General features: G+C 71.1%; 23 protein-coding genes. 13 read left to right on the forward strand and 10 right to left on the reverse strand.

What is annotated here, in order from left to right; translation table 11 throughout:
- The first annotated feature begins 244 nt into the window (after positions 1 to 244).
- Both OHT57_RS25920 and OHT57_RS25925 read left to right on the forward strand, forming a co-directional pair.
- Positions 245 to 733, forward strand: coding sequence for a signal peptide protein (locus OHT57_RS25920; protein ID WP_328748892.1), 489 nt, complete (start codon positions 245 to 247; stop codon positions 731 to 733).
- Between the two features lie 131 nt (positions 734 to 864).
- Positions 865 to 1,407 (forward strand): DinB family protein, encoded by a 543-nt coding sequence (locus OHT57_RS25925; protein WP_328748893.1) that lies wholly within the window; start codon positions 865 to 867, stop codon positions 1,405 to 1,407.
- A 23-nt stretch (positions 1,408 to 1,430) separates the two neighbouring features.
- Here the strand turns inward: OHT57_RS25925 and OHT57_RS25930 are convergent, their stop codons facing one another.
- Positions 1,431 to 1,607 carry a DUF397 domain-containing protein gene (locus OHT57_RS25930; RefSeq protein WP_328748894.1) on the reverse strand — a complete coding sequence of 59 codons (177 nt, stop codon included), beginning with the start codon at positions 1,605 to 1,607 and terminating at the stop codon, positions 1,431 to 1,433.
- A 139-nt stretch (positions 1,608 to 1,746) separates the two neighbouring features.
- On the opposite strand from OHT57_RS25930, the gene OHT57_RS25935 reads away from it, so the two are divergent.
- On the forward strand, positions 1,747 to 2,079 hold the full coding sequence (locus OHT57_RS25935; RefSeq protein WP_328748895.1) for an ATP-binding protein: 333 nt from the start codon (positions 1,747 to 1,749) through the stop codon (positions 2,077 to 2,079).
- 92 nt (positions 2,080 to 2,171) lie between these two features.
- Here the strand turns inward: OHT57_RS25935 and OHT57_RS25940 are convergent, their stop codons facing one another.
- A complete protein-coding gene (locus OHT57_RS25940; protein ID WP_328748896.1) occupies positions 2,172 to 3,785 on the reverse strand; it encodes an alpha/beta hydrolase in 1,614 nt (537 codons plus the stop codon).
- Between the two features lie 284 nt (positions 3,786 to 4,069).
- Here OHT57_RS25940 and OHT57_RS25945 point away from each other — a divergent pair, with 284 nt between their 5' ends.
- From OHT57_RS25945 to OHT57_RS25960, 4 genes are all read left to right on the forward strand, one after another.
- The gene (locus OHT57_RS25945) at positions 4,070 to 6,280 is read left to right on the forward strand and encodes an MMPL family transporter (RefSeq protein WP_328748897.1); all 2,211 of its coding nucleotides are present in this window, start codon (positions 4,070 to 4,072) and stop codon (positions 6,278 to 6,280) included.
- A gap of 115 nt (positions 6,281 to 6,395) precedes the next feature.
- The gene (locus OHT57_RS25950; protein WP_328748898.1) at positions 6,396 to 7,622 is read left to right on the forward strand and encodes a sensor histidine kinase; all 1,227 of its coding nucleotides are present in this window, start codon (positions 6,396 to 6,398) and stop codon (positions 7,620 to 7,622) included.
- A gap of 156 nt (positions 7,623 to 7,778) precedes the next feature.
- On the forward strand, positions 7,779 to 8,573 hold the full coding sequence (locus tag OHT57_RS25955) for an inositol monophosphatase family protein (RefSeq protein WP_328748899.1): 795 nt from the start codon (positions 7,779 to 7,781) through the stop codon (positions 8,571 to 8,573).
- 119 nt (positions 8,574 to 8,692) lie between these two features.
- Positions 8,693 to 9,223, forward strand: coding sequence for a TerD family protein (locus OHT57_RS25960; RefSeq protein ID WP_328748900.1), 531 nt, complete (start codon positions 8,693 to 8,695; stop codon positions 9,221 to 9,223).
- A 52-nt stretch (positions 9,224 to 9,275) separates the two neighbouring features.
- On the opposite strand, the gene OHT57_RS25965 is transcribed toward OHT57_RS25960, so the two are convergent.
- The gene (locus tag OHT57_RS25965) at positions 9,276 to 10,634 is read right to left on the reverse strand and encodes a hypothetical protein (RefSeq protein ID WP_328748901.1); all 1,359 of its coding nucleotides are present in this window, start codon (positions 10,632 to 10,634) and stop codon (positions 9,276 to 9,278) included.
- A 252-nt stretch (positions 10,635 to 10,886) separates the two neighbouring features.
- Here OHT57_RS25965 and OHT57_RS25970 point away from each other — a divergent pair, with 252 nt between their 5' ends.
- From OHT57_RS25970 to OHT57_RS25985, 4 genes are all read left to right on the forward strand, one after another.
- Positions 10,887 to 11,108 (forward strand): hypothetical protein, encoded by a 222-nt coding sequence (locus tag OHT57_RS25970; RefSeq protein ID WP_328748902.1) that lies wholly within the window; start codon positions 10,887 to 10,889, stop codon positions 11,106 to 11,108.
- Between the two features lie 481 nt (positions 11,109 to 11,589).
- Positions 11,590 to 12,849 (forward strand): acyltransferase family protein, encoded by a 1,260-nt coding sequence (locus OHT57_RS25975; protein WP_328748903.1) that lies wholly within the window; start codon positions 11,590 to 11,592, stop codon positions 12,847 to 12,849.
- Positions 12,850 to 13,028: 179 nt separating this feature from the next.
- Positions 13,029 to 13,433: a sortase-dependent protein gene (locus tag OHT57_RS25980; RefSeq protein WP_328748904.1), complete on the forward strand. Its 405-nt coding sequence runs from the start codon at positions 13,029 to 13,031 to the stop codon at positions 13,431 to 13,433.
- 183 nt (positions 13,434 to 13,616) lie between these two features.
- Positions 13,617 to 14,261 (forward strand): class F sortase, encoded by a 645-nt coding sequence (locus tag OHT57_RS25985; RefSeq protein ID WP_328748905.1) that lies wholly within the window; start codon positions 13,617 to 13,619, stop codon positions 14,259 to 14,261.
- Positions 14,262 to 14,591: 330 nt separating this feature from the next.
- Here OHT57_RS25985 and OHT57_RS25990 read toward each other — a convergent pair whose 3' ends face one another.
- The 5 genes from OHT57_RS25990 to OHT57_RS26010 all read right to left on the reverse strand — a co-directional run bounded on the left by OHT57_RS25990 (position 14,592) and on the right by OHT57_RS26010 (position 20,977).
- Positions 14,592 to 15,692 carry a DUF3533 domain-containing protein gene (locus OHT57_RS25990; protein WP_328748906.1) on the reverse strand — a complete coding sequence of 367 codons (1,101 nt, stop codon included), beginning with the start codon at positions 15,690 to 15,692 and terminating at the stop codon, positions 14,592 to 14,594.
- Positions 15,693 to 15,827: 135 nt separating this feature from the next.
- A complete protein-coding gene (locus OHT57_RS25995) occupies positions 15,828 to 18,314 on the reverse strand; it encodes a SpoIIE family protein phosphatase (RefSeq protein WP_328748907.1) in 2,487 nt (828 codons plus the stop codon).
- Positions 18,315 to 18,747: 433 nt separating this feature from the next.
- On the reverse strand, positions 18,748 to 19,050 hold the full coding sequence (locus tag OHT57_RS26000) for an SCO5918 family protein (RefSeq protein WP_328748908.1): 303 nt from the start codon (positions 19,048 to 19,050) through the stop codon (positions 18,748 to 18,750).
- Positions 19,051 to 19,175: 125 nt separating this feature from the next.
- Positions 19,176 to 20,597, reverse strand: coding sequence for a DEAD/DEAH box helicase (locus OHT57_RS26005; protein WP_328748909.1), 1,422 nt, complete (start codon positions 20,595 to 20,597; stop codon positions 19,176 to 19,178).
- A gap of 176 nt (positions 20,598 to 20,773) precedes the next feature.
- Positions 20,774 to 20,977 carry a cold-shock protein gene (locus OHT57_RS26010; protein WP_007383480.1) on the reverse strand — a complete coding sequence of 68 codons (204 nt, stop codon included), beginning with the start codon at positions 20,975 to 20,977 and terminating at the stop codon, positions 20,774 to 20,776.
- A 662-nt stretch (positions 20,978 to 21,639) separates the two neighbouring features.
- Between OHT57_RS26010 and OHT57_RS26015 the strand changes: the two genes are divergently transcribed.
- Positions 21,640 to 22,992: a phosphatase PAP2 family protein gene (locus tag OHT57_RS26015; RefSeq protein WP_328748910.1), complete on the forward strand. Its 1,353-nt coding sequence runs from the start codon at positions 21,640 to 21,642 to the stop codon at positions 22,990 to 22,992.
- A gap of 19 nt (positions 22,993 to 23,011) precedes the next feature.
- Here OHT57_RS26015 and OHT57_RS26020 read toward each other — a convergent pair whose 3' ends face one another.
- Entirely contained in the window at positions 23,012 to 24,286 is a 1,275-nt protein-coding gene (locus tag OHT57_RS26020; protein WP_328748911.1) for a helix-turn-helix domain-containing protein, read from the reverse strand.
- 187 nt (positions 24,287 to 24,473) lie between these two features.
- Between OHT57_RS26020 and OHT57_RS26025 the strand changes: the two genes are divergently transcribed.
- Entirely contained in the window at positions 24,474 to 25,187 is a 714-nt protein-coding gene (locus OHT57_RS26025) for a DUF4232 domain-containing protein (protein WP_328748912.1), read from the forward strand.
- A 54-nt stretch (positions 25,188 to 25,241) separates the two neighbouring features.
- On the opposite strand, the gene OHT57_RS26030 is transcribed toward OHT57_RS26025, so the two are convergent.
- On the reverse strand, positions 25,242 to 25,595 hold the full coding sequence (locus OHT57_RS26030; protein ID WP_328748913.1) for a helix-turn-helix domain-containing protein: 354 nt from the start codon (positions 25,593 to 25,595) through the stop codon (positions 25,242 to 25,244).
- Positions 25,596 to 26,064 lie beyond the last annotated feature (469 nt).

Raw genomic sequence — 26,064 nt, forward strand, 5'->3', positions numbered from 1 at the left:
ACGGAAAGTGCGCAAGGAATTCCGTCCGGTCATTCAAGGGATGAAAGGTGGGGTACCGGCTCCGACGCTCCCCCAGGCCGGTGACGCGGAAGCTATCAGTCCGCTATGGCCGCAATGGGTGCCGTGGGTGATCTACCGGGGGGTATCCACGAAATATCCACGAGAATTCGCCAACGATTTTGCCTTTGCCGCAGTCCCCTTGAATGACATCCCCCACGCACGACAAGGAACAGCGAACGTGTTGATGAACAGCACTCGTCTCAAGGTGGCTCTCGTGGCCGCGGCCATGACCCTCGCGGGTCTGGCGGCGGCCGGTCCGGCTGCTGCGGCCCCTGCGCCGGCAGCCGTACGGGCCCAGCAGGCCGCCGCACCCGTCGACTTCGCGGACCTGCCCGCCACCGCCCTCGTCCCCGACGGCGCGCGACACGAGGTCACCGTCACCTACCGCAACGACACCGCGGCGGACCTGACCGTCGCCCCGCAACTCCTGGTCGAGTCACCGGACTCGGGCCCCTTCCTCGCCCCGTCGGACGTCACGGTCGAGCAGCGCACCGCGCACGGCTGCTGGCGGACCGTGGAGACCGCGAGCCAGACCGGCACGCTCTTCACCGACCTGACGAACGCTCAGCGCACCCTGCACCCGGGCGAGACGCTGACCCAGGTCTACCGGATCACGGTCACGAACCCCGCGGCCGGGGGGACCGTGCAGCCGAGGGTCGCGCTGTACGGCTGATCCCACTGGGGCGGACGCCGGTGACGCGTCCCGAGAAGAGGGCCGTCACCGGCGCCCGCCCGGCCAGGCACCCGTTCGCGCTTGGAGAAGGGCCCACGAGAGCACGTCTCCGCCGTAGGTAGTGTGCGGAAATGACAAGAAGTGAGCGGCTCGCGGACCAGTTGGACTGGTACTGGGACAAGAACCTGCGGCCGCGGCTGCACGGTCTCACCGATGAGGAGTACTTCTGGGAGCCGGTACCCGGCTGCTGGAGCATCCGTCCACGTGACACGTCGGCAGGTTCGGGGCAATGGACGATGGACTTCGCGTCCCCCGACCCGGTTCCGGCGCCGGTGACCACGATTGCCTGGCGGCTGGCCCACATCATCGTCTCGTGCCTGGGCTATCGGGTCGGATGGTATTTCGGCGGCCCGGACGTCGACTCCGGGACATTCGCCTACGCGGGCACCGCCGACGAGGCGCTGAAACAGCTCGATGAGACGTACGGCAGATGGAACGCGGGGGTCCGCGAACTCTCGGACGCCGACCTGGAGAATCCGCCCACGGTGGGCCCCGAGCGGTTCCCCATGGAGAACCGGGTCCTGCACGTCAACAGAGAGCTGATCCATCACGGCGCCGAGATCTCCCTGCTGCGCGACCTCTACCGCGGGCAGGCCGGAGCCGTCTTTCGGTAACCGGTGGCTGCACCGACTTGCGCTCAGCGCCCCGCCGTGTGCGACAGGAACTCCGCCCAGGTGGTGGGGTGGAGGGTGAGGTGGGGGCCGGCGGGGGTCTTGGAGTCGCGGACGTGGGTCGCGGTGGGGGTCGTGGCTATCTCGACGCAGGCGGAACCTTCCTCGCTGTACGTCGACTTCTGCCAGGTCGGGTCGGACATGGTTCGCCTCTCAGATGTCTTGGGTTATGCGGCGGACGAGGTCCCGTGAGGGTCCGGGCTTCAGAGCGACGGCCTCCATGCGGTCCAGGACGAGCCGGTACATCTCCAATCGTCCTGCCCCGTCGATGAGTTCGCTGCCGTGTGCGGTGTCCACCTCGACGGTGTCGAGCTGTTGACCTCGGAACTGGTCACGAACGCCTACCTGCACACGAACGGGACCGCCTCCCTCCGGATCACCGCTCTCGGCGACGGACGCCTGCGGGTCGGGGTGTGGGACAGCCACCCCCGCGTCCCCGCCCCATTCGGCACGCCGCCAGGGGATCGCGTCCCGCTCGCGCCGGCGGATGCCGAGGACGGGCGAGGGCTGCGGCTCGTGCAGGAGTACGCCGACAGTTGGGGTGGCTGGTCGCTCGGGGACGGGGAGTTCGACCGCCGCGCCGGGAAGCTGCTGTGGTTCGAGGTGGGCGGGTGATCACGCGGGTCGCGAAGTGCCGCCGGAGCCACGACCGCCCCCGCCCGCGAAGGAGCGGGCAGGGGCGGTCGTCCCTGAAGGGGTTCGGAGGGTCAGTTCAGGCTGCCGATCCGGTCGACCCGCTCGTTGACGCCGTTGCGCAGTTCGCTCAGCGTCGTGCCCGGCGGAGCCACCGTCGGCTCCGTGGACGGCGGCTGGGTCTCGTCCGCGCAACTCGCGCCGCGGGCCGGGACCTTCAGGTCCACCAGGTAGTTCGTGATCGCGTCGGACGCGCAGACGCTGCGGCCGAAGGCGGTGTGCCCCTCGGCCTTGAAGGTGAGCAGACGGCCGTTGTCGAGCTCACGGGAGAGGGCCACCGCGTCCTGGTACGGGGTGTCCGGGTCACCGGTGTTGCCGATGACGAGGATCGGCGCGGAACCCTTCGCGCGGAACGAGCCGCCGTAGCGGCTGGTGTGCTCGCCCTTCCACTGGACGCACGCGGTGGCGTGCTGGTGGTCGTAGGTCGGCGGGCCGTAGGCCATGGCCGGGCCCAGCAGCGGGGCCAGCTCGGCGTTGGTCGTGACCTGGCGCTTCAGCAGGGCCGGGTCGGTCGGGTACTTCTTGTCGACGCACTCGACGACGACGTTCGGGTTGAGGAAGTCGAAGCTGGCCGGGGACGGCGGCCGCAGCAGGAACGACGTGTTGTCGCGCAGCTGCGCCTTGCGCAGGGCCTCACCGAAGGACGGCCAGATGACCTTGCCCTCGTTGATGTTGAACATCAGCCGGTACACGAGGGTGTAGCCGTTCGCCTGGCCGCCGTTGGCCGTGGGCACCGGGTTGGCGTCCAGGTCGGCCTTCAGCTTCTCGAACGCCCCGCGCGGGTCGCCGTCGCCGAAACCGCAGGTCGCCTGGTCGGCCTTGCACCAGTCGAGGAAGCGGCCCATCGCACCGTCCAGGGCGAGGTACTGCGGCCGGTCGTAGGCGTAGGGCTTGCTGGTGTAGTGCTCCGGGTCGTACGCCCCGTCCAGCGCCAGCGCACGGACCCGCTTCGGGAACATCGCCGCGTAGACCGTACCGATGTAGGAGCCGAACGACCGGCCGTAGTAGGTCAGTTGCTGCTCGCCGAGGGCCTGCCGCAGCAGGTCGATGTCCCGGGCCACGTACTGGGTGCCGACGTACGGCAGCAGGTCGCCCGCGTTGGTCTGACAGGCCTGGTCGAAGTCGGCGGCCTGCTTCACCGCCGGCTCGTAGGCGTCCGGGCCGGGTACGCCCTTGGCCGCGGTGATGGCCTTCGTGTACGTCGGGTCGTCCCAGCACACGACCTGGGAGCTGCGGCCCACGCCGCGCACGTCGTAGCCGAAGACGTCGAAGTCGTCGCGCAGGGCGGCCGGCAGGTCGTCGTAGTTGTTGCGCACGAAGTCGACGCCGGAGTTGCCGGGGCCGCCGGGCTGCAGGAAGAGCGTGCCCTTGCGCTTGGAGGGGTCGGCCGCGTGCTTGCGTATGACGGCCAGGGTGATGGTCTTGCCCTGCGGGTCCCGGTAGTCCAGGGGCACTTGGGCGTTGGCGCACTCGAAGCCGCCCTGGCAGTCGGACCAGGACAGGGTGGGCACGGGCGGCGACTTGGGTGCTGACGTGGGCTGTTGAGCGGCCCACACCTGCGGCGCGGTCAGGGCCACGGTGAGGGCGGTCACCGCGGCGGCGGTGAATCTGAGGCGTCCGGATGTCACAGGATGTTCCCCCTTGGTCGGATGGTTCACAGCGAACCCACAGATGAAGATGAGTTCGGGGATTCTCCAGTTCCCGGGGGAACGGAACACCGTCGGGCGCCGGCCCGGGACGTTCTCCACGGGATCTCCCCACCACCCGGCGGTAGTCCCGCAGGCGTACCTGTGAACGGCCGCGTACTGCGTTCCGAGTACCGGGGATTGTCGGCAGGCGCACGACGACAGCGGGGCTCTCGTCCCGCGAGCCTTGGTGGACCGTTCGGCACCAGATGTGGAGACCCCCCACCGTGGCTACTTTCCTCTACCGCATGGGCCGCCTGGCCTTCCGGCGACGCTGGTACGTCGCCCTGGTGTGGGCGGCGGTCCTGGCCGCCGTCGGGCTGGGCGCCCTGAAGGCGCCCGGCGCCACCGACGAGGGGTTCGCGATGCCGGGCATCGAGTCCCAGAAGGCGTTCGACCTGATGGAGCAGCGCTTCCCGGGCGCCACCGCCGACGGCGCCACCGCCCGGATCGTCTTCGTCGCGCCGACCGGTGAGAAGGTCACCGCGGCCGAGAACAGGAAGGCCGTCGAGAGCACCGTCGCCGGACTCTCCGACGGCTCGCAGGTCGCGGGCGCCGTCGACCCGTTCCAGGCGAAGGCCGTGAGCGGGGACGGCAGGACGGCGTACGCCACCGTCACCTACAAGGTCGCCGCGAACGACCTCACCGACGACAGCAAGGCGCAACTGGAGAAGGCGATCGAGGATGCCCGGGGGAGCGGGCTGACCGTCGACGCCGGCGGCACCGCGATGAACGACGGCGGTGGTGCGGGCGGTGCGGCCGAGGTGATCGGTGTCGCCATCGCCGCGGTCGTCCTCCTCGTCACCTTCGGCTCCCTGGCCGCCGCCGGGCTGCCGCTGCTGACCGCGATCATCGGGGTCGGCGTCAGCATGGCCTCGATCCTCGCCCTCGCCGACGCCCTCGGCCTGTCCACCACGACCGGCACCCTCGCGATGATGCTGGGCCTGGCCGTGGGCATCGACTACGCCCTGTTCGTCGTCTCCCGGTACCGGGAGGAACGCGCCAAGGGCAGGGCACCCCAGGAGGCGACCGCCCTCGCGGTCGGCACGGCCGGCTCCGCGGTGGTCTTCGCCGGACTCACCGTCGTCATCGCGCTGGCCGGGCTCGCCGTGGTCGGCATCCCGATGCTCACCAAGATGGGCCTGGCCGCCGCGGGCGCGGTCGTCGTCGCCGTACTGATCGCGCTCACGCTCGTCCCGGCGCTCCTCGGCTTCTGGCCGAACGCGGTACTGCGCCGCAAGGACCGCAAGCAGGCCCGGCCCGACAAGGAGCCCGAGGACAACGGCGGCACCCGCTGGGCCCGGTTCGTGCTGCGCCGCCCGCTGCCCGTGCTGATCCTCGGCGTGGTCGGCCTCGGCGCCCTCGCCCTGCCGATGACCTCCCTCCAGCTGGGCATGCCCGGCGACGAGGCCAAGCCGACCTCCACCACCGAACGCCGGGCCTACGACGCGCTCGCCGAGGGTTTCGGACCGGGCTTCAACGGCCCGCTGACCGTCGTGGTGGACGCGAAGGGCGACGACGACGCGAAGGCAGCGGCGGCGGCGATCTCGAAGGACATCGGCGCGACGAAGGGTGTCGTGTCCGTGTCCCCGGCCCGCTTCAACGAGGCAGGCGACACCGCCGTCTTCTCCGTCGTGCCGTCCACCGCGCCGACCGCCGAGAAGACCAAGGACCTGGTCACCACGATCCGCGGCGAGCGCCCCGGCATCGAGTCCGAGACCGGCGCGACCTACGAGGTCACCGGCACCACCGCGCTCAACATCGACATCTCCGGGAAGGTGCAGTCCGCGCTGGTGCCGTACCTGATCGTCGTGATGGGCCTGGCGATCGTGCTGCTCCTCGTCGTCTTCCGGTCCCTGCTGGTCCCGCTGAAGGCGGCCCTCGGCTTCCTGCTCTCCGTCCTGGCCTCCCTCGGCACGGTCGTCGTGGTCTTCCAGGAGGGACACGGCGCCTCACTGCTGGGCGTGGAGACCACCGGGCCGATCATGAGCCTGATGCCGATCTTCCTGGTGGGCATCGTCTTCGGCCTCGCCATGGACTACGAGGTCTTCCTCGTCTCCCGGATGCGTGAGGCGTACGTCCACGGCGAGACGCCCGACCAGGCCGTGACGTCCGGATTCCGGCACAGCGCCCGGGTGGTCGTGGCCGCCGCGCTGATCATGATCGCGGTGTTCGCCGGGTTCATCGGCGAGAGCGAGTCCATGATCAAGATGATCGGGTTCGGGCTCGCGACCGCCGTGCTGCTCGACGCCTTCGTCGTCCGGATGGCCATCGTGCCCGCCGTGCTCGCCCTGCTCGGAGCCAGGGCCTGGTGGCTGCCGGCCTGGCTGGACCGGATCCTGCCCCGGGTGGACGTCGAGGGCGAGGCGCTCACCAGGACCGCCGACACCCCCGAACCCGAGCCGGCCCCCACCGACCAGGAGGCGGCGCGCGTCTGAGGCCGTGGGCGTCCGCTCCCACCTCCCCCCCCCAGCAGGGGCCGCCCGTGTCGTACGGCACGGGCGGCCCCGCTCGCTCACCATGGAGCCCTGAGCCCACCCACCGGAGAACACGATGACCACGAGCATGGAGCGGCGCTACGCGGACCGCCTGGAGGAGTTCTCGGACCGTCATCCCTTCCTCGTCGACCTGGCACTGGTCCTGACGCTGATGGGTTCCGCGACGCTCGGCGCCTCCCTCACGCTGCCCGGGGCCGTACCGCCGGACGATGACAGACTGGCCGTGGTCCTCATGGGCGTGTCCTGCCTCGCTCTGCTCGGGCACCGCACCCACCCGCGCGCCGCCGTCGCGGTCAACGGGGTCTGCGCCGCGATCGTGATCGTGCAGGGATACCTCCTCACGCCCCTGCTGCTGAGTCCCGTCATGGCGTCGCTGTACTGGCTGGCCACCCTCGCCGAGCGCCCCACCATCCGCCGCTACGGCTTCACGACCATGGGGGTGCTGACGCTCGCCGCGGCCTTCTCCGACTCCATGGACCACGTGTCGCTGCTCCTCAGGACCATCGGGCCCGTCTTCTGGCTGCTGCTCCCGCTGGCCGCCGGCACCATGACCCGGCTGCGGCGGGCCTACCTCGCGGCCACCCGGGCCCGCGCCGAACACGCCGAGCGCACCCGGGAGGAGGAGGCGCGGCTCCGGGTCACCGAGGAACGCATGCGGATCGCCCGGGAGTTGCACGACGTCGTGGCCCACCACCTGGCCCTCGCCAACGCCCAGGCCGGTACCGCCGAACACCTCGCGCTCGTCAACCCCCGTCAGACGAAGGAGATCCTGCACGACCTCACCGGTACGACCTCCTCCGCACTGCGCGAACTCAAGGCCACGCTCGGCCTGTTGCGGCAGACCGGCGACGAGGGCGCCCCGCTGGAACCGGCCCCCGGCCTCGCCCGGCTGCCCGAACTGGTCTCCTCGTGCGCCTCCGCGGGGATCGAGGTCACCGTCACCACGAAGGGGGAGCCGCAGCCCCTTTCCCCGGGCGTGGACCTGACCGCCTTCCGGATCGTGCAGGAGGCGCTCACCAACGTCACCAAGCACGCGGCCACCCAGACCGCGCACGTCGGCTTCGCCTACGCCAGCAACCGCCTCCTCATCACGGTCACCGACGAGGGCCCGCCCACCGCACCCGCCCCCGAGCCCCGGAAGGGTTTCGGCCTCATGGGCATGCGGGAACGCGCCGAGTCCGTCGGCGGCGAACTGCGGGCGGGACCGCGCCCGCAGGGCGGCTTCGAGGTGAGCACGGCACTGCCGTTGCAGCCGTCGGTGAGCGGGGAGCGGGCGGTCTGAGGAGCGGGGCTCCGCGGCAGGACCGCAGGTGTCACCCCGGGTTCACCGGGACGTCGCCGCGTGCCGGGTCCCGTGTCCGGCGGGCTGGTTTCCTGGGGTGTGGACTTCCGGTGGACGCGATCACCGGCAACGACGTGGAGGGACGGGTGACGAGCTGTGGCCGACGTGGATCTCGACCGGGCACTGGAGGTCGCGACGGAGCTCGCGGCATGGGCGTCGGAGGCGATCAGGCGCCCGCGCGACCCGGATGCCGAGGTGCGGGAGAAGGACGGCCCCGCGGACATCGTGACCGCCACCGACGAAGCGGTGGAGACACACGTCCGCGAGGTGCTGGGGCGGGCCTTTCCCGGCCACGGCATCGTGGGCGAGGAGTACGGCACCACGGAGGGCTCCGCGGGCGCCCCGCACTGGGTGATCGATCCGGTCGACGGCACCACCAACTACGCACACGGGCTGGGCTGGTGCTCCTTCTCGCTGGGCCTGGCCGCCGCCGACGGCACCCCGCTGCTCGGTGTGGTGGCGGACCCGTGGCGCGGCGAGACGTTCACCGCGGTCCGGGGCGGGGGCGCGCACCTGAACGGCACCCGGGTCCACGCGGCCGCCCACACCACCCTCACCGGCCATGTCTTCCTCACCGAGTGGGCGGCCCACGCCCACTGGCCCGGCATGGACGCCCTCCTCACCGAACTGGCCGACCGGCACTGCACGGTCCGCGTGATGGGCTCCACCGCGCTCTCGCTGGCCCAGGTCGCGGCGGGCCGGGCCACCGCGGCGGCGATCGGCGGCTTCCACGCGGTCGACGGACTCCCCGCCCTGCTGATCGCACAGGAGGCCGGGGCGGTGGCGCTGCCCGAACTCCCGTACCACAACCAGCCGTTGCTGCTCGTGGCACCCGGCGCCGCCGAGGAGACGGCCGAGCTCTGGCACCGGTCGGGAGCCGCGGCCGGTTGACGCCCGCCCGGTCGGGACCTGGCCAGGAGATAACCGTTAAGGAGGCATCAACGGGCTGCTCAGAGCACATACTTCAGCATGCGGGAAGGTCCCGGGGCGTGGTGAGGGGGAGCGGCTAGATGCATGCCGGTGGTGCGGGTCTTGGCAAGGTCCAGGTGCGGCTGAAGTGGGATCCGAGTGCCTACGGAGAGCCGGCCCGGCATCTCGACATCGTCGCCGCGACCTACGCGGTGGGCGACCCGTACGGGCGGCCGGAGTACGTCGTGCACACCGAGAGCCGCTCGCCGGACGGCACCATCACCATGACCCGGCACAGCGAGACCGGCCTCGGCCTCGGGTACGTCGAGATCATGGAGCTGGAGTTCGCGCGCATGCCGTCGGCGTACGGGCTGGTGGTGGTCGGCGTCGCCATCCACCAGAACAGCGGCCTCCGCACCTTCGGCGACCTCTCCCACACCGGGGTGCTCGTGGTCGAGGGCTACCGCAGTCTGATGACCGACGACTTCGCGGGCGTCGCCGACGCCACCGCCGCGACGATCGCGGAGTTCGTCCGGGACGGGTCCGGCGCGTGGCACCTCAGGGAACTGATCCGGGGGTTCGACAGCGCCCCGACGGCGTTCATGGCGGAGATGGGCAGAGAGCGGGGGTGAGGGGGGCCCGAAGCCGACCCGTCACTCCCTGCCCTCTGACTCCCTCCCGCCGTCAGGCCGACGGGTTGAGGACGACCTCGGCCGAGTTGTTCCTGACCTTCGGGTCGAAGGCGAAGGACGCGCTGCCGTCGTACGGCCGGACGACGACCCGGCCCGTGGCGTCCGGGACGACTTGGTCGACACGGAGTTCGAACGGGAAGCGGACCTTCAGGTCGGGCTTGGTCCAGGTCGGCAGGGTGCAGACGTAGTGGGGGATCGCCGGGGCGTCGGCGGCCGGTGCGGCGCTGTGGCAGGTGCTGGGCACCGAGGTGGCGGTGGTGCCCGGCGGCAGGAAGTAGTCGATCGCGGGGACCGGGTCACCGGAGGCGACGTCGGCGACCCAGGCGGGCCCGCGGTTGACGAAGCGGAAACCGGCGGTGACGGTGTCGCCCACCGCAGCGCTCACCTTGGTGCCGTGCACGGCGAAGTCCGCGGTGTTGGCGGCGTCGATGTGCCAGGCGCGGCCGTTGTCCGAGGTGTCGAGGTCGGCGACGTCGCCGCCGGGCTCGACCTCGTAGTCGAACCGCTCGTGCAGCGCGTGGCCGGTCACGGCGAGCCGCAGCGGCTCGGGCAGCTCCACGGTGGCGCCGGGCGCGACGTCGGTGTCGAAGGAGCAGGTCACGTACGTCATCGCCGCGTACTGGGCGTCGTCGACGTCCGGTCCGGTGTAGGTGCACTGCGGGTAGCGGGTGGTGACGTCGAGGCCGTACGTCGCCCACAGCTTCACGGTGAAGCCGTGGGCCGTCTCGTTGCCGGTGTTCGTGACGGAGAACGGCACGGTGAGGCCGGTGCCGGGCGCGACGCCGGTGACGTCCGGCGTGCCGGCGATGCCGAGATCCGGGCCGGAGCCGACAGTGACGAAGGTCTCAGCGGAGTACTCGGGGGCGGTGAGCGTGCCGTCGGGGCCGCCGGTGGCCGTGGCCGAGTACTCGATCGCGCCCTGTGCGCCCGCGGCGGCGCCGGCCGCGGCCCGCAGCTTCAGCTGCACCTGCGGGCTGTAGCGGATCGGCACGTCACCGGTGTCGCACACGGCGACGGTGCCGGCGTCGTCCGGCGTGCAGGTGGCGGGCCAGGCGACCTCGGCCACGCCCGCGAGCCCGGAGACGTCGACGGTCAGGCGTCCGTCGGTCACGGCGTAGTCGCTGTTGTAGTGCTGGAGCCCGAGCGCCATCGACCGGTACTGCGCCGCACCGCCGCCGTCGGGGGCCAGGACGACCGCCTGCTCGTACGGCGCCTGGATCTCCAGTTGATCGCTCGGCGCCGAGTCGTCGGCGAACGCGACCCCGCTCCCGAGCCCGGCGACGACCAGCGCCCCCACGACTGCGGCACACGCCCCGCGACGCGTCGCGCGCCGAACGGAGACAGAACTCATGACAACCCCACATGGGACAGAAGGACCCCGGAACGGTGATCCGGCACCGGGCGGGGGTTGGACGAGACGCCGGGGCGGAAAGTTGTAGGTGAGGGGCCTGCGGGGCGTGATTCTTACCGACTTCTAGATCAACTGGGCGGGGTTTTCGGCCCGGAACCAGCCGATGTCACGGCGCCCGTGACCAAATGGTGTCCGTACCTGGTCTTGGACAGGCGGCGCGGGCGGGGCGGTCGTAGGAGCATACTGAGAAGGATGACAAAGCCTGCTGCACCGAAGCGCCATTTGGCCACCAGTCCCTTCAAAGCACCGGTCGCACCCGCTCCCAAGCACTTCGAGGTGGGCGACCAGGTCACGCACGACATGTACGGTCTCGGCCGGGTGATCGGCGTCGAGGACGGAATCGCTGTACTCGTGGATTTCGGCTCGTCGCAGATGCGGATCCCGAGTCCGTACTCGAAGATGACCAAGCTGTAAAAGAAAGGAACACCTCTCATCGATCTGACCTCGCTGTTCTCCGCCCCGGAAGGGCAAATCCGCTGCTCCCCCGCAGCGCTGCCGCCTCCGACGACGAACCCCTTCCAGGCCCCGGACTTCGGGGAGGACGAGAACGGGACCTACCCGTTCGAGGACGACCAGGGGAGCGCCGCCCCAGGCATGCCCGCGACGCGGTCCGAAGCGGCCTGACGCCCACCACCGGGACGACCGTACGGACGAAGGGCCGCACCCGGCCGGGTGCGGCCCTCGCCATGACCTGAACCGGCCGTCGACAGCGCCACCGTGACCACTCCGGGCGCACCGGCCCGCTTCACCCCTTCTCCTCCCTCTCCCTGTGTGCGGGCTGTGGATCTGCTCCGATCCGCCACAGCCGACGCCCAGAGACGCATGCGAGCGTGATTTCCGGACAGGCGCACCGGGATTACTCGAACCAGCGGGCAGGTGAGAAGAGATCTCTTTCGTGGCGAAGGCACCGGACGCGACGGACTCGACAGACTTGACGGACTCGATGGCCTTGGCGGACACCGAGCGGGAAAGAGCGGACACGGCGGTCGGCGTCCGCAGAGCCGCAGCCCCGGTCGCACCACGTGCGAGCCGGGGTTTTCCGTCCGCGGTGGCCCGCAGCGGGCGGGTCGGCGGTCTCGACGGACTGCGGACGCTCGCGGTCGCGCTGGTCATCGTCCACCACGTGGAGCCCGACGTGCTGCCGGGCGGCGCGGTCGCCGTCGACGTCTTCTTCACCATCAGCGGCTTCGTCATCACCCGGCTGCTGCTCGCCGAGTACGTCCGTCGCGGCGGCATCTCCCTCATGTCCTTCTATCGGCGCCGCTGGCTGCGGCTCGTCCCCGCACTGCTGGCTCTGTGCGCGGTCTGCGCGGTACTGGGCATGACGACCTCGCTGTGGGGCTTCGACGGCTCCCTGCAGGCCGCGGGCCTGTCGGCGACCTTCCTCACCAACGTCGTACGGGCCATGGAGTCCGGCCCCTACTCCGACCTCACCAGCCCGCTCGCGCACACCTGGTCGCTGGGCGTGGAGGAGCAGTTCTACCTGCTGTGGCCGCTCGCCCTGTTCTTCCTCCTACGACGGTTCCGGGCCCGTACGGTCCTGCTCTGCACCGCGGCGTTGTGCGTGCTGCCGCTGCTGTGGCGCTGCGTCCTGTGGAACCCCGAGGCGGCCCACCGCATCTACAACGGCACCGACACCCGCGCCGACCAGCTGCTGGCCGGCGCCCTGATCGCCGTAGCACTGGCACGGCTGCGGGCCGACGACCCCCGCCTCGCACTCCTGCGCACCTGGGCGGGCCGGCTCGCGTGGCCGGCCCTCGCCCTGCTGGGGCTCGTGGCCTGGCAGGTACCGGTGACCGAGGACCTCGGCATCTGGACGGCCGCGTGGTACACGATCGGGTTCCTCGCGGTGGCGGCCCTGTCCGCCACACTGGTCGCGGCGCTCGAACTGCGCCCCGAGGACCGGCTCTCCCGGCTGCTGGCCCTGGCCCCGCTCGCCTGGGTGGGCCGCAACCTGAGCTACGGCATCTATCTGTGGCACTACCCGGTCGTACGGCTGCTCGCCTCCCTCGGCATGAAGGAGGGCCGACTGGCGACCACGGTGGTCCTCACCCTGCTGATGGCACTGCTGTCCTACTACGCCATCGAGAAACCCTTCCTGCGAAGGGCACACACGGCGAGGGCACCCCGGCCGGTACTGGCGGCGGCCATGTAGGAGACCGGGGCCACCTTCACCCTGCGGTTGCCGGTGGGGTCCGCCACCGACCCTGATCGGATGACTACGGCGCTCTGACAGGTTCCTCACAAGTGGCCGTCAGGGTGGGGTCATGCCCGGAACCTGGTGCGGATCGGCAACCAGGAACGACCAAGCCGGGCTGGAACTGGAGCCCTTACATGTCCCGCCGTCTCACCCTGCGCCCGCTGAGCACTCTTCGCATCGCCGTCCTGACCGGCGTCGCGGCCGGCGCGCTGCTCGTCCCGGCCACCGCGGCCTTCGCCACCGACCCGACTCCGACGCCGAGCGCGACCGCCGCGACCTCGGCCGACAAGGAGGCCCTGGCGAAGAAGAAGGCCGAGGACGCCAGGACGCTCAAGGAGGCCGAGGCCCGGAAGGCCATGGAAGCCCAGAAGACCGGACGCAAGGGCTACCCGCGTGGCGGTGTCGCCGCGGGCGAGGCCCCCGCCCAGGACGACAACAACACCGGCACCCTCATCGGCTCGGCCACGGGCGCGCTGCTGCTCGCGGGCGCCGGCACCTACGTACTGCGCCGCCGCACCACCGCCCGCCGCGAAGGCTGACCCGGCAGCACGACCTCTCGTACGAAACGGTGGCGCCGCCCTTCACCAGGCGGCGTCCTGTGCGTTCCCCGAACCCCTGGGGCCTGTCGTCGGATTCCCGCCCGGCACGCCGAGAGCACGCACCCACCCGGACGATGGGAACGTGACGACAGCCCTGGCACCCACCCTGTTCTGGAGCTCGCGTTGCCCCCTGCACCCCGTCCGGCCCCGTCCCGGAGCCGTCTTGCCGTCGCCCTGCTCGCGACCGTCGCCCTGCTCGTCCTCATCACCGCGCTCACCGGCTGCTCGTCCACCCCGGACCCGACGGTCCAGGTGGCCCCCAGCGCCGCCGGCACCGTCTCCCCGGGCGCCCCGGAGCCCGAGCGGCCGACGGCCCCAAACGCTCCGGTCGCCCCTGCCGAGGTCGCCGTCCCTTCCGTGGGGATCACCAGTTCGCTGATGAAGCTGGGCCTCAACACGGACGGGACGGTGGAGGTCCCGCCGGCCGAGAAGGGGATGACCGCCGGTTGGTACACCGGCGGTGCCGTGCCCGGTGAGGTCGGCGCGGCCGTCATCATCGGCCACAACGACACCCGCTTCGGCAAGGCCGTCTTCCACGACCTCAAGAAGATCACCAAGGGTGCGGACATCACCGTCACCGACATGACGGGAGAAGCCGTCCACTTCACCGTCACGGCCACGGAGAGTGTCGGCAAGACCGCCTTCCCCACGGAGAAGGTCTACGGCCCGACCCGGGACCGCGCCCTGCGGCTCATCACGTGCGACGGCGACTTCGACGCCCAGGGGCACCCGGTGAACAACCTCATCGTGTACGCGACGCGGAGCTGAGGGAGCGTACGGGAGGGGCGGGTCGGGCCGGATTCGTCCTGCCGCCACGAGTGACGTCCGGACACTCCCTGCCTGAAGTCTCAGGTAATTGCCATGAGTTGCTCGATTGCATACGCCAACTGTCTCTCCAGCGCCTAAGGGCCTGTAAGGAATCAACACGTTGCTTCACGGTCACGGCCGGCTTGACGGCAGGCGCCGGGGCCGGCGGGGCGCCTTCGCGTCTCGCCGGCCCCGGAACGATGGCCCGTGGATCGGGAATCCTCCCGCTGTCTCAGAACACCGGAGTCGTGCCGAGCAGTCGGCACCCGCCGCCGAGCAGCAGAACCGCCCTCAGAGAGCCGGCGACGGCTCCGGCGCCGCCGAAGCCCCGTCGGTGACCCGTTCCTCGCGCCACCAGGAAGCCCCCCAGGCCAACACGGCCCCGCCCACCGCGTACGCGCCCAGCACCCACAGTGCCGAAGTCGTCGCGTGGGCCGAGAAGTACACCGTGTTGCGGACCAGGGTCGTGCCGGCGCCCGGGGGAAGGGCCTGGCCGATCGCGCTCCAGAAGGCAGGGAGCAGGGGGGCCGGGTAGACGCCGCCCGAGCTCGGGTTGCCGAGGACCACGAAGAGGAGGACGACGACACCGGTGCCGAGCAGGCCCAGCAGGGTCTGCAGGGCCAGGGCCGTTGCCGCCGAGGCCATGACGGTGAGGGCGCCGATCGCGCTCAGCGCCCAGAAGTGGCCGCCCAGGGCGTCGAAGACCGGGCCCACGATCACCGCGCCCGCGATGCCCGAGACCACGGCGTAGAGGACCAGGACCGCCAGCCGGATCAGGGTGCGGTGACGGTTGGTCGGCCTGGAGCCCGCCGCCATGCCCATGATCGTCGCGGTGAGGTAGCCGCCGATCACCCAGCCCAGGACGAGGTAGAAGGACGTCATGCCGCGGCCGTCGCCGGCGTTGGGGGAGCGGATGTCCGTCACCGTGATCTGGCGTTTCTGCGACGCCTCGATCTTCTGGGCGATCTGGGTGGCCGTCTGGGAGACCGACGGGCCGCCCGCCGAGGCGACGAGGAGGGTGTCCTTGGTGCCGGCGGCGTTGAAGAGGAAGGCTGTGTCCGTGCGCCGGGTCAGGACCCACTCGCGGGCAACAGCCGTACTGGACACCGCGGTTGCCTTCACCGGGTCGCCGTCCAGCGCGTTCAGTTTCGCGACGATCTTCGCGGACACCTGCTGCGGGGCTGCCACTGCCACCGGGATGCGGTGGGGGGTGGGGGAGTGGAAGGCGCCCACGTACGACACGACGAAAGCCAGTTGTACGAGGAGGCCGCCCAGGACGAGTCCGAAGGCCCGGAAGGTCACGGCGTCCTTGAACTCCGCTGCGAAACCGGATGACTTGGGGGCCGCCTGGGTCGGGGGTCTGTCTGAGGCGGGGGTGGGGGGTGCGTTCACGGGCGCATCGTCGCACAGGTGGGTGAACTGGACCTTCCGTTTGACATGCCGTTGTCGTCCCGTTGCCACCCTGTTGTCGTGCCGCGGCGCGCGAGGCTCCTCCGACGGATCTCCGCGGTGTCCGTCAGGAGTGCCCTACTCGTTCGGCAGCCCCAGCTCCGCCCAGATCGTCTTCCCCGTGGCCGTCTGCCGGCTCCCCCACCTCTCCGACATCTGCGCGACCAGCAGCAGCCCGCGCCCGCCCTCGTCGAACACCCTCGCCCGCCGCAGATGCGGAGCCGTACTGCTGCCGTCGGAGACCTCGCAGATCAGCGTCGAGTCGCGGATCAGCCGCAGGACGATCGGATCGGCGCCGTAGCGGATCGCGTTGGTGACCAGCTCGCTGACGATCAGTTCCGTCGCGAACGCGGTGTCCCCGAGGCCCCAGTTCGTGACCTGCTCGCTCGCCGACTTGCGGGCACGGGCCACCGCGGCCGGGTCGCGCGGCAGCTGCCAGGTGCGGACGCTCGCCTGGTCCAGGGCGGACGTGCGGGCCAGCATCAGGACGATGTCGTCGGCCGGGCGGACCGGCAGGACCTTACGCAGTACGTCGTCGCAGGTCTCCTCCAGCGGGCCCGCCTTGTCGGCCAGCGCCCCGCGCAGCAGCTCCAGGCCGACCTCGATGTCCCGGTCGGCGGCCTCGACCAGGCCGTCGGTGTAGAGGGCGAGCAGGCTGCCCTCCTCCAGCTCCACCTCGACGGACTCGAACGGCAGACCGCCGAGACCCAGGGGCGGACCGGACGGCAGGTCCAGGAAGCGGACGTCGCCGCCCGGGGTGACCACGGCGGGGGGCGGGTGGCCGGCGCGGGCCATCGTGCAACGCCGGGACACCGGGTCGTAGACGGCGTACAGGCAGGTGGCACCCACCTCGCCCGGCGTCACGGCCTCCGGCACCCGCCCGCGCGCGCCGTCCGCCCCGGACGCTCCCGGGGCCCCGGCCGCCCGCTCCCGCGCCTCCGGGCCCTCCTCGCGGTCGAGCCGGACGACGAGATCGTCGAGCTGGGTGAGGAGTTCGTCGGGGGCGAGATCCACGTCCGCGAGGGTCCGTACGGCCGTCCGCAGACGGCCCATCGTCGCCGAGGCGTGGATGCCGTGGCCCACCACGTCGCCCACCACCAGGGCGACCCGGGCGCCGGACAGCGGGATCACGTCGAACCAGTCCCCGCCGACGTCGGCGCCCGCGCCCGCCGGGAGATAGCGGTACGCGACCTCCATGGCCGGGAGGTCCGGCGGGCGGTCCGGGAGAAGGCTGCGCTGGAGGGTGAGCGCGGTGCGGCGCTCGTGGGTGTAGCGGCGGGCGTTGTCCACGCTCACCGCCGCCCTCGCGGCGATCTCCTCAGCGAGCAGCAGGTCGTCCTCGCCGAACGGCTCCGGCGTACGGTGCCGCAGGAAGTGCACCAGGCCCAGGGTGACGCCGCGGGCGCGCAACGGCACCATCATCACCGAGTGGATCCGGTACTTGGAGACGGACTCGGCGCGGGCGGGGGAGGACTCCGTCCACGCCCGCAGTCCGGGGTCCCCGGGCTGCGGCAGGGTGCCGCGGCCGGCGATCAGGGCCCGCAACGGGGGTGTGTCCACCGGGTAGAGCGTGGTCCCGCCGGCGGGGATCACCGACTCGGGACAGCCGTCGAGGACCGACCGCTGGGCCGTACGGCGTACGGTGACCGGCCGGTTCGGCGACACCGGTCCCGGTTCGTCGCCGAGGGCCACCGACTCCAGCAGGTCCACGGTGACGAAGTCGGCGAAGCCCGTCACGGCCACGTCGGCCAGTTCCTCGGCGGTGCGGGTCACGTCGAGGGTGCTGCCGATGCGGAGGCTGGCGTCGTTGAGGACCACGAGGCGGCGGCGGGCCCAGTACTGCTCCGTGGTGTCGAAGACGGCCGCCGACATGCCCTGGACCGTGCCGCGCCCGTCCTTCAGCGGGGACAGGTACATCGACCAGGCGTGTCCGCGCACCTCGCCGGGAGCCTTGCCGTGGTTCTCGTGGAACACCGGCTCGCCGGTGCGCAGGACCTGCCGCTGGAGACGGTCGTACTCGTCGAAGGGCGGGGTCGGCTCGATCTCCCACAGGGTCAGGCCGCGCATCTCGGCCATGGTCCGGCCCATCACCCGGGTCATGACCTCGTTGGCGGCGACCAGCCGGGCCTCACGGTCGTAGACCGCCACGGGCACGGGGAGCTGCGCGAGCGTGAGGTCCCACAGGGCCTCGGCGGCCGGTTCGGCGGGGCCGGTCGGGTACTCCGGGGCGGCCGCGGTCACCAGCCACGGCCGCGCGCCGACGCCGTCCGCGAGGGGAGTGCCCTTCAGCCGTACGACGACCCGCTCGCCGTCGCGGTGCCGCAGCGCCACCTCGCTGGCCCACCGCCGCCCGTCGGCCACATGGCGCCGCGCGGACTCGGGCAGCTCGGCGGCGAGCAGCCGTGCGGCCGGATGCCCTACGACCTCGGCGGCCTCGTACCCGAGCAGCTGCCGTGCCCCCGCGCTCCACACCGTGACCTTCCCGCCGTCGTCGACGACGACCGCCAGGTCCTCGGGTACGCGCCCTGCCACGGTGCCTCCGGATGTGCTGCCCCTGCCGTCCATGCTCCCAGCGTCCCGCCGCGCAGCTCCCCGCTCAAGCGATGACTGCTCGCTCAGGCGATGACAGGAGGAGTACGGCGGCCCTGCCGTGAGGTGCCGCAGTCTTGCACGGGGCGGCGGGACTGGGGAACGGAACGCGTCGAGCCGGGTTCCGGGAGTGACAGGTGGGACGGGGGAGCAGCCGCCGTACGGCCCCGGCCGGCCGACCGGCGACCAGGACACGGCGCCGGCCGCCCCCGACTCCCGTCGGCGGTAGGGCCGTTGACGGCGAAGACCGGGTGACCGAGTGACCGAGTGACCGGGTGTGCGGTCGCGCGCCGTACAGGGGACGGGATTCGCGACCGCGCCCCGGTTCACCGGGGCGCGAGGACGGCGAGGGTGAGGACCACTGCGCCGGCCGCCCCCTGAACCAGTGGCGGCTGCCGCAGTCGGTGGGTCAGCCCAGCGGGGTGTCGGCCCAGGGGAGGGACGACGACGGGTCGTTGAAGGCCTCAGGGCGGGGCGGCTGTACCTCGTGGCAGGTGAAACCGAGCCGGGCCAGCGCCCTGGTCACCTCGTGCGCGGTGAAGTCACGGCGGTCCTGCCGGGTGATCACCTGGCCGACCTGCTTGACCGGGTACACATGGCGACCGATGGTCACGCACTGGCCGGTGGCGGGTTCGGGCTGGACGCTCTCCATCAACCTCTCGACCTCGTTCATGGTCAGGTCGAAGGGAAAACGTGCGATGACGATGCGCATGGTGCCTCCACAGGGAGCGATCGGGACGTGACGGTGAGAACGGCCAGGGTGCGGCCCTGTTCGTCTCCTTCGCGACGGGGGATGCCGGTGGCGAGGCCACCGGGCCCGGTCAGTGGGTCGTGCGGCTATCGGCCGGTGCGTGTGGAGCTGCGGCGGCCGCGAGCGGAGCGGCTGCTGCGGCCGCGCCCGGCGGGCGCACCGGGGCGCCGGGCGGGTTCGGCGACGGCCGGCGCCGGGAGGACGACGGGCACACCGGAGGGGGTGCGGGCACCGGTGATGCGGTTCAGTTCGGCCTCGCCGGGGCGGACCCGGGTGGTCCGGGCGGTGACGCCGGCGTCGGACATCAGACGGTCCATCGTGCGGCGCTGGTGCGGCAGGACCAGGGTGACGACGGTTCCCGACTCGCCGGCGCGTGCGGTACGGCCGCCGCGGTGCAGGTAGTCCTTGTGGTCGGCGGGCGGATCGAAGTTGACGACGAGGTCGACGTCGTCCACGTGGATGCCGCGGGCCGCGACGTTGGTGGCCACCAGGACGGTCACCTGGCCGTCCTTGAACTGGCCGAGTGTGCGGGTGCGCTGCGGCTGGGACTTGCCGCCGTGCAGCGCCGAGGCCCGTACTCCCACCGACAGCAGATGTTTGGCCAGCCGCTCCGCCGCGTGCTTGGTGTCCAGGAACATGATCACGCGTCCGTCGCGGGCGGCGATCTCGGTGGCGGTGGCGTGCTTGTCGTCGTCGCGGACGTGCAGCAGGTGGTGCTCCATGGTGGTGACGGTGCCCGAGGACGGGTCGACCGAGTGCACCACCGGGTCGTGCAGATAGCGACGCACCAGGAGGTCGATGTTGCGGTCGAGCGTGGCCGAGAACAGCATCCGCTGGCCGTCGGGGCGGACCTGGTCGAGCAGGTAGGTGACCTGGGGCATGAAGCCCATGTCGGTCATCTGGTCGGCCTCGTCCAGGACGGTCATGGCCACCTGGTCCAGGCTGCAGTCGCCGCGCTCGATGAGGTCCTTGAGCCGGCCGGGGGTGGCCACGAGGACCTCGGCGCCGGCCCGCAGCGCGGACGCCTGGCGGCCGATCGACATCCCGCCGACCACGGTGGCCGCACGCAGGCGCAGCGCCCGCGCATAGGGGGTGAGTGCGTCGGTGACCTGCTGGGCCAGTTCCCGGGTCGGTACGAGGACCAGGGCGAGGGGCCGACGGGGCTCGGCCCGCTGTCCTTCCAGCCGGGCCAGCAGGGCAAGACCGAAGGCGAGCGTCTTGCCCGAGCCGGTGCGGCCACGGCCCAGGACGTCACGTCCGGCGAGGGAGTTCGGCAGCGTCGCGGCCTGGATCGGGAAGGGCGTGGTGACGCCCTCGGCGATCAGCGCGGCCTGCAGACGCTCCGGCAGATCGAGGTCGCCGAACGCCTCGACGGCGGGCAGTGCCTCGGTGAGGGTGGCGGGGAGGGTGAACTCACCGCCGGGGGCGGCCGGGCGGGAACGCTGGTGACTCGTCCCCCGGGACCGGACACGGGGCGTGTTGTTCCCAGTGCGACGAGCGCCGTTCATGGGTGGGGAACCTTCCTCGATGCGTGCGGCACGTGTCGAGGAATTCCTCCGAGGGCGCGGCGAAAGCGCACGAGAATTCGCAAGAAAGAGCCGAGGAGAAAGCAAACAAACAGATTCTGGCAATGGACAAGGGCCCACACCCGAAGAGTGCGGGCCCCAGCCGATAAGCGTCAGCGTCAGGCAGGAACGATGTTCTCGGCCTGCGGGCCCTTCTGGCCCTGCGTGACGTCGAAGGTCACCTTCTGGCCTTCCTGAAGCTCGCGGAAGCCGGAGGTGGCGATGTTCGAGTAGTGCGCGAACACGTCGGCGCCGCCGCCGTCCTGCTCAATGAAGCCGAAGCCCTTTTCCGCGTTGAACCACTTCACGGTGCCAGATGCCATATTGAATCTCCCTAGGGGGCAGTGCCGGGAACCGCACTGTGCGGAACCCGAGTCGCCGCGATGATCTCCCCTCCGGAAGACCCGGAAAGACTCGGAGGACTTCGTAAAGCCCCCCGGAAACCAAAACTGCAACTCTTACCACGCTAACACACGGCGGGCGGGTGGATCTACGCCCTCCCTGGCCGGGGCCACCCCGGACCGAAAATCTCTCCGGGCCCCGTCCGCAATCCTGACGCGACTGCGACAGTTATTCGTCCAGCGGTCGCGGAACCTCCATCCGGAGGGGGTCCGGCGGCGGGGTCGGGCCCTGCCCCTCGACGTCCGGTCGATCACAATCCTCGCGTGTCCGAGCAAGCATATTTGGTGTCATGGTGGTAGATGTCCGGCCTTCGCGGCCCTCCAGGCCCTCCCGGACGGCGGTCGGGGCCACCGTCACGGCCGATGTCATACGCTGAATCTTCGGCAGCGTCCACGCATCCGTCGTCGGTGCGAGGGGGGATCCGCTGCCGGTCACTTCTCGCCCGGTGGGCGCCGGGCACAGTGTCAGTACCACCCTGTACGACACCTGGAAGTACGTCACGTTCGCCAATGGGGCGCCCTTCCGCAACCCGGACCACAATCCGTTCATCTTCTCCAGTCGGACGGGCGGCTCAGCAGGAGAAATGGAATTGAGACAAATACCCAAACTCTGGGTCGTAGTAGGCGTTACAGGGCTCGGATTCCTTGTCGCGCTGGAGTTCGCCGCGCGTCGCTACGGCCTGCCCGGCCCGCTCACCAGCCAGGCGCGAGAGCTGGTCCTGCCTCCCAAGTCGGGCCCCGTGCTCTACGCCGGCATGGCGCTGACGATGGTGGTCCTCACCTGGCGCCAACGGTTCGTCGCCCTCGCTGCCGCGATCGGTGTCGACGTGACGTTCTTCGTGGTCCGGTCGGCGTCCGGCATCGAGGTGCAGCACGGCCACCCCTTCGGCAACGGCGCGCTGTGGGTGATCATCGGCTGTGCGGTCGTCGCCGTCACCCGCCGCACCGGCCCGGAACGCGCCCTGCTGCTGAAGGGTGCCGGGCTGGGTCTCCTGCTGGTGGCCGGCCGCAAGACCGGTGACACCTGGCTGCTCATCACCGCGAAGACCCGGCCGACCGTACTCGACCCGTACGTGGCGCTCGCCGACCACGCGCTGGGCAACCCGTCCTGGGTCATGGGCCGGATCATCACGGCCACCGGCACGTTCGGCTTCAACTTCCTCGACGTCGTCTACGGCCAGCTCGCGGTGGCAGCGGTCCTCGTGGCGCTGTACCAACTGCGCAACGTGGCGGTCGAACGCCGCTTCCCGCGCCACCACCTGGTCCGCACCTTCCTGGTGATCGGCCTCCTCGGACCGGCCTTCTACATGATCTTCCCGGTGGTCGGACCGGTCTTCGCGTACGGCACCGGCACCGAGCACTGGGCGTCGATCAGCCTGTGGGCGCCGAAGATGCCGCCCAGCGAGCACTGGGCGGTGGCCGATCTGTGGCCGCGTACGGCGCCGCCGGTCACCGCCCCGCACGCCATCCCGTTCGACGGGATCACCCCGCGCAACTGCATGCCCAGCCTGCACACCGCGTGGGCCACCGCGATCTTCATCCACACCCGCAAGGGGCCCCGGGCGCTGCGGTTCGCGGGCGCGTTCTGGCTGACCGCCACGCTCTGCGCGACGCTGGGATTCGGCTACCACTACGGCGTGGACCTCATCGCCGGTGTGGTCTTCACGCTCACGATCGAGGCGGCCCTGCGCTCGTACGACCGCGGCGGGGACCGGGCGGGGATCCGGCTGACCGCCTACGGTGCCGCGGTCTTCACCGCGCTCCTGGTGTCGTACCGCTGGCTGCCCTCGCAGATGGCCGAGTACCGCTGGGTGGCCGGGCCGCTGCTCCTGGTGCTGCTGGCCTCGGTGATCTACGGCTATGTACGGACCGTCGCCCGGTGGGAGACGAAGCCGGAGCCGGCGTCGCAGCCGCAGCGGCAGCCCGAACTGCTGTGACCCGCGGCGTACGCCCCGGTCAGCCCTGTCGCTCGATCCACTCGCTGCCGCCCAGCGGGTAGTCGTAGCCGGGGCGGTCGGCGTCGGCGCTGGTGCGGAACGGGGTGCCGCCGTTGTCGATACGGACGGTCCCGTGGCGGTCGCCGCTGGACCAGTCCAGGGAGAGGTCCCAGCGGACGTCGTACGACCCGGTGCGGGCGGTGACGTAGAAGACCTCGGGGTCGGATTCGCTGACCTTGTAGGGGAAGGCGCGCTGGCCGCCCCTGACGGTGAGCGCGGGGCTGCCCTGATCCAGGTCGACGACGAACGACTTGGTCTCGACGCCGCCGCCGCAGCCGACGCCCATCGAGTAGTCGTTCCAGGCGAGCGGCGCGTTCTTGGTGAGGACGCGGACGTGCAGCGCGTTCAGTACGACGGTCTCCTCGCCGGTGCCCTGCACGGTGAGGGCGATCTCCTGCTCGTCGGAGGAGACCGCCCCGTACGCGGCGGCCCAGCGCGGAGCATCCGGCTCGGTGGCCGGCGGGCCGACCTGCGCGGGTTCGCTGTCGACGAGGAAACGCTGGCTGCACGGGCTGTCGTACACATAGGGACGGGTGGCGACGGTGAGCGCGGCGGCGGTGCTCTCCGGCCGGCTCGTGGCCTGCTTGCCGACGCTGGGAGACGTGCCGGTCCCGGTGGGGGAGACGGACGCCGACGGGGACGGTTCGAGTCCGCTTCCGTCGGCGGAGGGGGTGGCTGAGGGCTGCCCGGTGTCGACGTCCAGGGTGCCGGTGTACGTCGGCAACGCGGTGTCCCCGGCGCGCACGGCTGTCGGACGCAGGGTGTACGCGACGGCTCCGAGCGCGGCGAGAACCGCGACGGAGGCGATCAGCGCGGTACGGCGACGGCGGAGCCACGAAGGGCGCGACGAGGAGACCTCGGGCGGCGGCCCGACGACGACCGGATCGCCGTTCTGGCCGCCCTCGTCACCCGCACCGCTCTCCGTACCGGCTTCCCGGGGCGCGTCCGTCGCCGGGCCCTGATCCGCCCTGCGTCCGCGCGCCGCGTCCGCCAGGATCCAGCTCCGGTGCAGTTCCACCAGTTCCTGCGGCGTGGCCCGGCAGACCCGCGCGAGGCGTTCCACGGGCGCGTAGTCGACCGGCAGCGCGGTGCCGTTGCAGTAGCGGTGCAGCGTCGACGTACTCATGTGCAGGCGCTTGGCGAGCGTCCCGTAACTGAGTCCCGAGCGGTCCTTGAGCTCCCGCAGCCGGCGCGCGAACGCCTCCGTCTCCCCGCTCGCCGTTGCCTCCGACACCCGTTCCCCTCAACCCCCGCGTCCCGGAAACGCGTTCCAGGCTCGCCGTGTTCTCCCTGTTCAGCGTGTGTTCCGGCGTTCCAGCGTCCCCAACTGCCCATGGAGTCTGGCGGTCGGGACGGATCGCCTCACAAGCTTCGGTCATCCAATCACCACCGCCACCCGAACACTCAAGGGGCTCAGCAGCATGTCCGACCTCCGCACCTCCCGCACCCGTCTCGTCGCCGCCGCCGCGACCACCGTCCTCGCCGCGCTGTCCCTGACCGCGTGCGGCGACGCGACGGGCACTCAGGACGAGGGCAGCGCGGTGACCAAGAGCCCTTCCCTCACCGCCTCTTCCTCCGCCACCGCCTCCGACTCCGCGGATCCCTCGGCGACGTCGGGGACGTCGGGGACCTCCGGCGCCACGAAGTCGTCGGCCGTCGGTGGCTCGACGCGGACCCCCGTGGTGAAGGCGCCCGCAGTCGCCGACAAGCCGGTCACCTGCGAGGGCTCCAACACCAAGACGGTCGCCGCCCCGCTGAACCGTCCCGTGAACCACATGCTGCTCACGGTGACCAACACCGGCAGCAGGACCTGCTACCTGTACACCTACCCGGCCGTCAGGTTCGGCGAGGCCCAGTCCGTGCCGCCGGTCATCGAGGACTCGCAGCCGCAGGCGGTCGTCACGCTCGAGCCGGGCCAGTCCGGTTACGCCTCCGTGGCCCTGTCCGCCACCGACGGCAGCGGCGGGAACGGCTACACCGCGAAGTCGTTGGCCGTCTACTTCCACGGCCGCTCCGGCAACGAGAGCGTCGGCAGGGGCGCGAACCCGTCGCTGCCCGCGAAGGGCGTCTACGTCGACGACTCGCTCAAGGTCACGTACTGGCAGCAGTCGATGGACGACGCCGTCAGTTGGTGATCCGTCGGCGGGAATCCCGGCGGCTCGGTGCTGTCGGCCGGTCCCCGCTCGTGGTCAGCCGGTGCCGCGGACGGAGCTGTCGGGCGTCTGGTGCCCGGCGGAGCGGCGGTACTCGGCGTTGATGCGCTGGGCTTCCTCGAGCTGGTCCTCAAGGATGACGATGCGGCAGGCGGCGTCGATCGGGGTGCCCCGGTCGACGAGCTCGCGGGCACGCGCCGCGATCCGCAGTTGGTAGCGGGAGTACCGGCGGTGCCCGCCCTCCGAGCGCAGCGGAGTGATCAGACGGGACTCACCGAGGGCGCGGAGGAACGCCGGCGTGGTGCCGAGCATCGCGGCGGCCCGCCCCATCGTGTACGCGGGGTAGTCATCGTCGTCCAGACGATCACCGAGAGGAATATCTGCTGTCATGTCACCTCGTAGTGGTGCAACGCGTCGAGGGGCCCCGGTGCTGTACGGCACCAGGGCCCCGAAGGAAATTCAACACCATCTGTCGGCTCTTGTGCTCCGCCGACCTTCTGTTTCCGCTACCTGCCCTGCAGAAGGGGGGTACGGGGATCGCGGCTGCCTGACCGGGGACCACCTTCCAATCCGGGGTCTTGCGGTACCCGGGCCGAGGGCCTCTCGGGCCGGGCGATCCTGATGGCGTCTGCTCCTCCGTTCTTCCTCTGAACCAACCAGTCATTGCTGGACTGACCTGCGAACTTCTTGTACTGCCACCCGGCAGTTCGTGTCTGCCGGGTCCTGCTCGACCGGTGTCTATGCGAAGAAGACTAACCATGCCGGAGCCCAATGTCTACTCTGGCAAGAGTAGATTTCAGCCCTCTGGGGGAGTAGATAGCCTGACCTGCGACGACGGGGACCGTACCCGTCAGGGAAC

Source organism: Streptomyces sp. NBC_00285, assembly GCF_036174265.1.
Taxonomy (GTDB): Bacteria; Actinomycetota; Actinomycetes; order Streptomycetales; family Streptomycetaceae; genus Streptomyces.

What these genes read in the sequence shown, in the direction of transcription:
- OHT57_RS25920 (WP_328748892.1), top strand. Translation starts at nt 245, where the DNA reads ATGAACAGCACTCGTCTCAAGGTGGCTCTCGTGGCCGCGGCCATGACC.
- OHT57_RS25925 (WP_328748893.1), top strand. Translation starts at nt 865, where the DNA reads ATGACAAGAAGTGAGCGGCTCGCGGACCAGTTGGACTGGTACTGGGAC.
- OHT57_RS25930 (WP_328748894.1), bottom strand. Translation starts at nt 1,607, where the DNA reads ATGTCCGACCCGACCTGGCAGAAGTCGACGTACAGCGAGGAAGGTTCC.
- OHT57_RS25950 (WP_328748898.1), top strand. Translation starts at nt 6,396, where the DNA reads ATGACCACGAGCATGGAGCGGCGCTACGCGGACCGCCTGGAGGAGTTC.
- OHT57_RS25960 (WP_328748900.1), top strand. Translation starts at nt 8,693, where the DNA reads ATGCATGCCGGTGGTGCGGGTCTTGGCAAGGTCCAGGTGCGGCTGAAG.
- OHT57_RS25965 (WP_328748901.1), bottom strand. Translation starts at nt 10,634, where the DNA reads ATGAGTTCTGTCTCCGTTCGGCGCGCGACGCGTCGCGGGGCGTGTGCC.
- OHT57_RS25970 (WP_328748902.1), top strand. Translation starts at nt 10,887, where the DNA reads ATGACAAAGCCTGCTGCACCGAAGCGCCATTTGGCCACCAGTCCCTTC.
- OHT57_RS25980 (WP_328748904.1), top strand. Translation starts at nt 13,029, where the DNA reads ATGTCCCGCCGTCTCACCCTGCGCCCGCTGAGCACTCTTCGCATCGCC.
- OHT57_RS25995 (WP_328748907.1), bottom strand. Translation starts at nt 18,314, where the DNA reads ATGGACGGCAGGGGCAGCACATCCGGAGGCACCGTGGCAGGGCGCGTA.
- OHT57_RS26000 (WP_328748908.1), bottom strand. Translation starts at nt 19,050, where the DNA reads ATGCGCATCGTCATCGCACGTTTTCCCTTCGACCTGACCATGAACGAG.
- OHT57_RS26005 (WP_328748909.1), bottom strand. Translation starts at nt 20,597, where the DNA reads ATGAACGGCGCTCGTCGCACTGGGAACAACACGCCCCGTGTCCGGTCC.
- OHT57_RS26010 (WP_007383480.1), bottom strand. Translation starts at nt 20,977, where the DNA reads ATGGCATCTGGCACCGTGAAGTGGTTCAACGCGGAAAAGGGCTTCGGC.
- OHT57_RS26015 (WP_328748910.1), top strand. Translation starts at nt 21,640, where the DNA reads ATGGAATTGAGACAAATACCCAAACTCTGGGTCGTAGTAGGCGTTACA.
- OHT57_RS26025 (WP_328748912.1), top strand. Translation starts at nt 24,474, where the DNA reads ATGTCCGACCTCCGCACCTCCCGCACCCGTCTCGTCGCCGCCGCCGCG.
- OHT57_RS26030 (WP_328748913.1), bottom strand. Translation starts at nt 25,595, where the DNA reads ATGACAGCAGATATTCCTCTCGGTGATCGTCTGGACGACGATGACTAC.